The sequence below is a fragment of the Ilyobacter sp. genome (assembly GCF_041583315.1).
GTDB lineage: Bacteria > Fusobacteriota > Fusobacteriia > Fusobacteriales > Fusobacteriaceae > Ilyobacter.
The window spans coordinates 1-7,434 of record NZ_JBFHGC010000072.1; the positions used below are offsets into that span (position 1 = coordinate 1).

At 37.7% G+C, this 7,434-nt stretch carries 8 protein-coding genes; 7 read left to right on the forward strand and 1 reads right to left on the reverse strand.

The features are described from left to right. A partial coding sequence (locus ABZA26_RS04030) for a cyclic nucleotide-binding domain-containing protein (RefSeq protein ID WP_372713232.1) occupies positions 1–441 on the reverse strand: 441 nt, incomplete at its 3' end. A gap of 221 nt (positions 442–662) precedes the next feature. Between ABZA26_RS04030 and ABZA26_RS04035 the strand changes: the two genes are divergently transcribed. From ABZA26_RS04035 to hcp, 7 genes are all read left to right on the forward strand, one after another. Continuing rightward, the gene (locus ABZA26_RS04035) at positions 663–1,883 is read left to right on the forward strand and encodes an ABC transporter substrate-binding protein (RefSeq protein WP_372713233.1); all 1,221 of its coding nucleotides are present in this window, start codon (positions 663–665) and stop codon (positions 1,881–1,883) included. Continuing rightward, entirely contained in the window at positions 1,883–2,581 is a 699-nt protein-coding gene (locus ABZA26_RS04040; protein WP_372713234.1) for a GTP-binding protein, read from the forward strand. The genes ABZA26_RS04035 and ABZA26_RS04040 overlap by 1 nt, the downstream gene beginning before the upstream one ends. Positions 2,582–2,796: 215 nt before the next feature. After that, entirely contained in the window at positions 2,797–3,585 is a 789-nt protein-coding gene (locus ABZA26_RS04045) for an ATP-binding cassette domain-containing protein (protein WP_372713238.1), read from the forward strand. Positions 3,586–3,820: 235 nt separating this feature from the next. Next, a complete protein-coding gene (locus tag ABZA26_RS04050; protein WP_372713235.1) occupies positions 3,821–4,057 on the forward strand; it encodes a hypothetical protein in 237 nt (78 codons plus the stop codon). A 102-nt stretch (positions 4,058–4,159) separates the two neighbouring features. After that, positions 4,160–4,972 (forward strand): shikimate dehydrogenase, encoded by an 813-nt coding sequence (gene aroE / locus ABZA26_RS04055; protein ID WP_372713236.1) that lies wholly within the window; start codon positions 4,160–4,162, stop codon positions 4,970–4,972. A 98-nt stretch (positions 4,973–5,070) separates the two neighbouring features. After that, positions 5,071–5,523, forward strand: a complete 453-nt coding sequence (locus tag ABZA26_RS04060) for a cytidine/deoxycytidylate deaminase family protein (RefSeq protein WP_372713239.1) — start codon at positions 5,071–5,073, stop codon at positions 5,521–5,523. A gap of 81 nt (positions 5,524–5,604) precedes the next feature. Continuing rightward, positions 5,605–7,335, forward strand: a complete 1,731-nt coding sequence (gene hcp, locus ABZA26_RS04065) for a hydroxylamine reductase (RefSeq protein WP_372713237.1) — start codon at positions 5,605–5,607, stop codon at positions 7,333–7,335. Positions 7,336–7,434 lie beyond the last annotated feature (99 nt).

Genomic DNA, 7,434 nt, shown 5'->3' on the forward strand with positions numbered 1-7,434 from the left:
AGCATTCCAAACCTTTGTAGAAAGAAACTGTGCCTTGTTACTTATCTCATCCAGAAAATTTTTAAGAATTTTTTTATCATCTATCATGAGTTCCATAAGCTCTTCTTTAGATATATAGAATATTTCGCAGTCCTTCTCCACCAAAAGATCCACTGGAAATTCAAACTTCTTTCCAAATATAAAGGCACTGGCTATAATTTCACCTTCATCTAAGTTTCCTATCTTCCTTGTCTCTCCAGAGTGTTTCATCATCTCAGGAGTGAGTTCCCCCTTTATATTGATATAGAGACCGTCTATCTCATCACCCCTAAAGGCCACCGTCTCCCCCTTCCTGTACTTCTTAATCTTATATTTTCTAACAGACAGCTTTTTCTCTATATCTTCCAAGGATATTCCCTGAAAAAGTGTTGTTTTCATTAAGCTGTTGAAAATTTCTTTCATAAATACTCTCCCCTATAATTTAATCACTCTTGATATTTGACAAAATATACCACATACTTTCTATGAAAGGAGTAAGATGTCCCCGCCTAGAAAAAATGTTGTATAAATTAAAAAAAATCTTATTTTTTAACGGTGTAACATATGTTACCGAGATTTATACTAAAGTTTATTATAATTAATCCATAAAGTAAAGCACGGGAGTTTCTAAAAGGAGGAACCAAATGAAGCATATTAATGAAAAAATGAATTTAAAAGAGATAATAGAAAAATATCCAGAAACTATAGATTTTTTTACATCAAAAGGTTTTAAAGACCTAGACAAGGCCGACACTAGAGAGAAGGCTGGAAAGATATCACTAAAATTGGCTCTTTCCATGAAAAAGCTAAGCAGCGACACATTTATTGAAATGCTGGAGGAAATAATTTCTCAAAACAGAGATTCAGCAGATATCACTCTGAATGAAAGCATCAAAAAAGAAGACGGAATAAGTGTAATGGGACTTTTACCTTGTCCTGTAAGGATACCTCTTTTAGAGGCAATGACAGAATTTCAGAAAGAAAATCCTGACGCTGTTGTAAACCACGAATTAAAGGCAGCTTCTCAAGGGCTTGACTGGCTGAAAGAAGACGTCATAAAAGCAAACCACCCGGAAAAATTGGCAGACGTATTTATCTCTGCAGGATTTGACCTTTTCTTCGAAGAGGAATTAATGGGTAAATTTAAAAAAGAAAAAATATTTAAAGATATAACAGGTATAGAGGAATACAATAAAGACTTTAACAATGAAAGAATATCTCTAAAAGATCCCAAGGGAGACTATTCAATGCTTGCTGTTGTTCCTGCTGTGTTTCTTGTAAATAAAGAGGAACTCGGAGACAGACCTTTTCCAAAATCATGGAAAGATCTTTTAGACCCTGCATTTGAAAAATCAGTGAGTCTTCCTATATCTGATTTCGATCTGTTTAATGCTATTCTTATAAGCCTGTATAAAGAATACGGAGAAGACGCTGTAAGAAAGCTAGGAAGAACACTTCTTCAGAACCTTCACCCTTCTCAGATGGTAAAATCTGACAAGATGAAGACAAATAAACCTGTGGTAACTATAATGCCTTACTTCTTTACCAAAATGATAAAAGAAGACGGACCTATGGCTGCACAGTGGCCAGAAGACGGAGCGGCCATCTCACCTATATTCATGCTTACAAAGAAAGAAAAAGAAAAAGATCTGAAGGGACTGGCTGAGTTCTTTGCAGGAGAAAAAATAGGAAAGATACTTTCTCACCAGGGACTCTTCCCAAGTGTAAACCCTAATGTAGAAAACAATCTTGGAGATAAAAAATTCATGTGGGTAGGATGGGACTATATCTACCAAAACGATATCGGAGCGATACTTAAGAATTGTGAAGAGATATTCTTCCAAGGCGCAGAGGAGGTAAAATAATGAATCTTGTAACTGTATCTGGACCGCCATCATCGGGAAAAACATCATTAATCATAAAAACAATAGATAGCCTGAAGCAAAAGGGAATAAAAGTAGGGGTGGTAAAATTTGACTGTCTCTATACAGACGATGACCTTCTCTATGAAAAAATAGGTGTCCCTGTAAAGAAAGGACTTTCCGGATCACTTTGCCCGGACCACTACTTCGTAAGTAATATAGAAGAGGTAGTACAGTGGGGAAAAAAAGAGGGTGTAGACCTTCTCATCACTGAAAGTGCGGGACTTTGTAACAGATGTTCTCCTTATATCCAGGAGATCAAGGCAGTGTGTGTAATCGATAACCTGAGCGGTATCAACACTCCTAAAAAAATCGGACCTATGCTGAAGACTGCAGACGTAGTAGTGATCACAAAGGGAGATATCGTATCCCAGGCCGAAAGAGAGGTCTTCGCATCTAGGGTAAACTCTGTAAATCCTAAGGCTGTGACTATGCATGTAAATGCCCTTACAGGTCAGGGAGCATATGAATTTGCAGGACTTATATACGAAAAGGATGAAGAACTAGACACACTTAAAGGTAAAAAATTAAGATTCTCAATGCCTTCTGCTCTTTGCTCTTACTGTCTCGGAGAGACTAGAATCGGTGAAGAACATCAGATGGGTAACGTCAGAAAAATAGATTTGGGGGATAAAAAATGATAAGTAGAAATTATTTAGAAGTAAAAACAACTGCACATCTTTTGGAAAAATATCCTTTTATCGAAGAGTTTCTGACAGATAACCTTGTGGATATAGATAAAAATGATCAGAGACCTCTTTCTGAGGTACTAGGAGCCATCGATGAGGAGACTCTTGAACAAAAAGCAATAAACCCCGAAGAGATATTAGAAGGTGTGGTATCTTTTGCCAATCAGATGATCGAGTTTCTGGGTATAGGGGAAAACACTATAAATGAGCTTACCATTATAGCAGGGTACAACAAGCACGGAGAGAAAGAGAGCTTCAAAGAACTCACTATAAAGAAAGGTGAGATTATCTCCATCGTAGGTCCTACAGGAAGCGGAAAGAGCAGACTACTTGCAGATATAGAGTGGGGAGCTCAGGGAGATACTCCTACAAAAAGAAGTATCCTTATAAATGGCGGGAAAATAGACAAGAGTGCCAGATTTGCTTCTGGAAACAAACTTGTAGCCCAGCTGTCTCAAAACATGAACTTCGTAATGGACCTTACTGTATTTGAGTTCCTAGAACTCCATGCTAAAAGCAGAATGGTAGAGAATGAATCAGAAATCATCGATAAGATCTTTGATAAGGCCAATGAACTTGCAGGGGAAAAATTTAAAAAAGATACCCCTATAACAAGTCTGAGCGGCGGACAGTCAAGAGCCCTCATGATCGCTGATACAGCAATCCTGAGTACTTCACCTATAGTCCTTATAGACGAGATCGAAAATGCGGGAATAGACAGAAAAAAAGCCCTGGACCTCCTTGTGGGAGAAGAAAAAATAGTCCTCATGGCCACCCACGACCCTCTTCTGGCCCTTATGGGAGACAAGAGAATCGTCATCAAAAACGGAGGAATCCATGATGTAATGGATATAATCTCAGAAGAGAGAGAGATCCTTCATGAACTTACAAAACTGGACAATGTCATCCAGGGTATGAGAGAAAAACTGAGACACGGTCAAAAATTAGAGCTTTAATTTTACTTAATAATATTTAGCTGCCAATTGTGTGGACAGACCATGAGCTGAACTAGAGATATGATTAAAAGTTGTTTCGACAGAAAAGTCACAAATGCCCACAAACCAGATGTGGCTTCTTTCTGCCGGAATGCCCAACTTTTAAAATTAAACTCTGCCCTTCAGATGCAAAATCTGTCATCAGTTGGCCGCACTAACTTTTTATTTTAAAAATAATACTTTGGAGGTATAAAAAATGCATGACGGATGTTCTGGAAAATTTGAAAACGGAAAACAGGTTTTAGAAAAATTAAGAATGATGGGGTTCAGTGAGCAGCTTATGCCTATTCCTGCAGAGATTACATGTATCGACTGCGGAGACTCTATCACAATGGATACATTTGAATACAAATGTCCTAGCTGCGGGATGACATATGCAGTTACTCCTTGTCACGCCTTTGATGCTACAAACATAATGGCAGCAGGAAAATAATAATAAAAGCTGACTTCGGTTAGCTTTTTTTTATTTTCCTTTTAATAGAGTTCTATTTAAGTTACAATGGAAAAAATCAACTCACGGGGGGTAGGTGTATAGATGAAAATAAAGAAGTTCGGACTGCTGGGAGAAAAATTAAGTCACAGCTTTTCTCCTGAAATACACAGGCTTATATTCAAAGAACTAGATGTAGAAGCTCAGTATGACCTTATAGAACTGTCAAAAGATGAAATTCCCGGAATCATGGATAAAATAAGGAAGGGCGAAATAACAGGAGTCAATGTGACTATTCCCTATAAGCAGGAAGTCATGAAATATCTGGATGAACTTTCTGAGGAAGCCGAAAGTATAGGGGCTGTAAATACCATCACCATGAAAAACGGTAAGCTTACGGGATTCAACACAGACTACTGGGGATTCAGATTCACCCTGGAAAAGATGAAACTGTCGTTGGAAGAAAAAAAATCTGTGGTTTTAGGCGGCGGAGGGTCTGCCAGAGCTGTTATCAAATCTCTGCTGGATTTAAAAAGCTCTGTGAGTCTTGTTTCAAGGTCTCCTGAAAAAGCCGAGATAGAGTTTGCTGACTTCAAAGGTCTAAAAACAATCTCTTATGATGATCTAAAAAATATCAAAGGGGAACTCATTGTCAATACAACCCCGGTGGGTATGTATCCAAACTCTGAAAAATCTCCGGTGGATAATACCACTGTAGAAAATTTTCAAAATGCTGTAGACCTCATATACAATCCAGAAGAGACTCTTTTCCTCTCCTATGCAAACAACGGAGAAAACGGGCTGTACATGCTCGTGGGACAGGCTGTAAAGGCACAGGAAATATGGTTTGATAAAAAATTAAAGAGTTTTGATTCCATATACAGAGATACACACAACCTCGTATATAAAAAATCTTAATTTCAAGCTAACCGGAATAAAAATTTTACCAAAATAAAACGGGAGGTAGATCCGTGAAAAAAAGAAGAGAAGACTATATCGGATGGGATGAGTATTTCATGGGCATCGCCTTACTCTCTGCTAAAAGGAGTAAGGATCCTAGTACCCAAGTAGGAGCCTGTATAGTAAACAGTGAAAATAAAATCGTAGGTGTCGGTTACAACGGTTTTCCAAAGGGATGTCCAGACGACAAATTTCCGTGGGACAGAGAGGGAGACTTTCTCGATACAAAATACCCCTTTGTAATGCACGCCGAACAAAATGCAATACTTAACAGCATAAAAAGACTTTCTGGATGCATAATATACGTAGGTCTTTTTCCTTGCAACGAATGTGCCAAATCTATTATACAGAGCGGGATAAGAGAGGTAGTTTTTCTGTCTGATAAATATGACGGGAGTGATTCAAACAAGGCATCTAAGATGATGTTTGATTCGAGCGGTGTGACTTATAGAAAAATTGATCTATCAGAAATAAAAATAGAAATATCTTTTAGAGAAGAAGATATTTAAGTTGGTAACAAATGTTACCGACTTTTTCTATTTTTAAAACTATAATAACACTACAAAGAAGATTACTCAGGAGGTAATAAAATGATAGATATGTTTAAAAAAATGTTTAAAAAGGGGGAAAATAAAGAAATGGAAATGTTTTGTTTTCAATGTCAAGAAGCAGCAGGTGGAGTAGGGTGTTCTAAAGTAGGGGTTTGTGGAAAACAACCTTCAACTTCAAACTTTCAGGATCTTCTTATATTCACAGCTAAAGGTGTAGCAAACTACAGTTCACAAGTAAGAAAAGCCAAAGGCGGAGAAACTTGCGGAGAAGAAAAACCTTGCAACGAACTAAACAGATACCTTATAAACTCACTTTTCATGACTATCACAAATGCAAACTTTGACGATGAAGCTGTAAAAGCTGAAATCAAAAAAGGTCTTGTTCTAAGAGATACTATAAAAACAAAATTAGGTGAAATGGGTATTGAATTAGACGGTAAATTCGAAAACAGCCTAATGACTACTTGGAAATATGAAAATGATGCACAGGCTCTTGAAGTGGCTTCTAAAGTAGGAGTAAAGAGTACTGAAAACGAAGATGTAAGATCTTTAAGAGAATTAATCATATACGGACTAAAAGGTATGGCAGCTTATGCTGAGCACGCTATGAACCTAGGTAAAACAAATCCAGAAATATTTGCTTTCATAGAAAAAGCTCTTCTTGCAACTGAAGATGATTCACTAACTGCAGAGGAACTTACTGCACTTACTTTAGAAACAGGTAAATTCGGAGTAGCTGCTATGGCTCTTCTAGACGAAGCAAACACTACTAAATACGGTAACCCTGAAATCACTAAAGTAAACATCGGAGCTGGAAAAAACCCTGGTATCCTTATCTCTGGACATGATCTTAGAGACATGGAAGACCTGCTTGCACAGACAGAAGGTACAGGAGTAGACGTGTATACTCACTCTGAGATGCTTCCTGCTCACTACTACCCTGCATTCAAAAAATATGATCACTTTGTAGGTAACTACGGTAATGCATGGTGGAAGCAAAAAGAAGAATTTGAAGCTTTCAACGGGCCGATTGTCTTCACTACAAACTGTATCGTTCCTCCAACAGCCGGAGCTAAATATGCAGACAAGGTATTCACTACAAATGCTGCTGGATTCCCTGGATGGGACAGAATAGCTGTAAAAGCTGACGGAAGCAAAGACTTTACTAACGTTGTAGAACTTGCTAAAAAATGTGCTGCTCCAACTGAGATAGAAACTGGAGAAATCATCGGTGGATTTGCACACAATCAAGTATTTGCATTAGCTGATAAAGTCGTAGAAGCTGTAAAATCAGGAGCTATCAAAAAGTTCTTCGTAATGGCAGGATGCGACGGAAGAATGAAATCAAGAGATTACTATACTGAATTTGCTGAAAAACTTCCAAAAGATACTGTTATCTTAACTGCTGGTTGTGCAAAATACAGATACAACAAACTTGAGCTTGGAGATATCGGTGGAATCCCTAGAGTATTAGATGCAGGACAGTGTAATGACTCTTACTCACTTGCTCTTATAGCTCTTAAATTAAAAGAGGTATTTGAACTTAATGACATAAATGAATTACCTATCGCTTACAACATTGCATGGTATGAGCAGAAAGCTGTAATTGTACTACTTGCTCTTTTACACCTTGGAGTTAAAAATATCCACTTAGGACCTACATTACCGGCATTCCTTTCACCAAATGTTGTGAATGTTCTTGTTGAAAACTTTGGTATCGCTGGTATCTCAAGCGTAGATGAAGATATAAAGATGTTCTTAGGAAACTAATAACAAATATTCGGTGTAGAAATATACAGTAAAAAAAATCAATCGTTATTTATGCAGATACATGATTTTGTATCCCTCCCCCGAACCACCTTCCCGCCC

Bases quoted from the DNA above. Each gene is read 5' to 3' on its own strand.
- aroE (WP_372713236.1), top strand. From the start codon at position 4,160: ATGAAAATAAAGAAGTTCGGACTGCTGGGAGAAAAATTAAGTCACAGC.
- ABZA26_RS04045 (WP_372713238.1), top strand. From the start codon at position 2,797: ATGATCGAGTTTCTGGGTATAGGGGAAAACACTATAAATGAGCTTACC.
- ABZA26_RS04050 (WP_372713235.1), top strand. From the start codon at position 3,821: ATGCATGACGGATGTTCTGGAAAATTTGAAAACGGAAAACAGGTTTTA.
- ABZA26_RS04035 (WP_372713233.1), top strand. From the start codon at position 663: ATGAAGCATATTAATGAAAAAATGAATTTAAAAGAGATAATAGAAAAA.
- ABZA26_RS04060 (WP_372713239.1), top strand. From the start codon at position 5,071: ATGGGCATCGCCTTACTCTCTGCTAAAAGGAGTAAGGATCCTAGTACC.
- ABZA26_RS04040 (WP_372713234.1), top strand. From the start codon at position 1,883: ATGAATCTTGTAACTGTATCTGGACCGCCATCATCGGGAAAAACATCA.
- hcp (WP_372713237.1), top strand. From the start codon at position 5,605: ATGATAGATATGTTTAAAAAAATGTTTAAAAAGGGGGAAAATAAAGAA.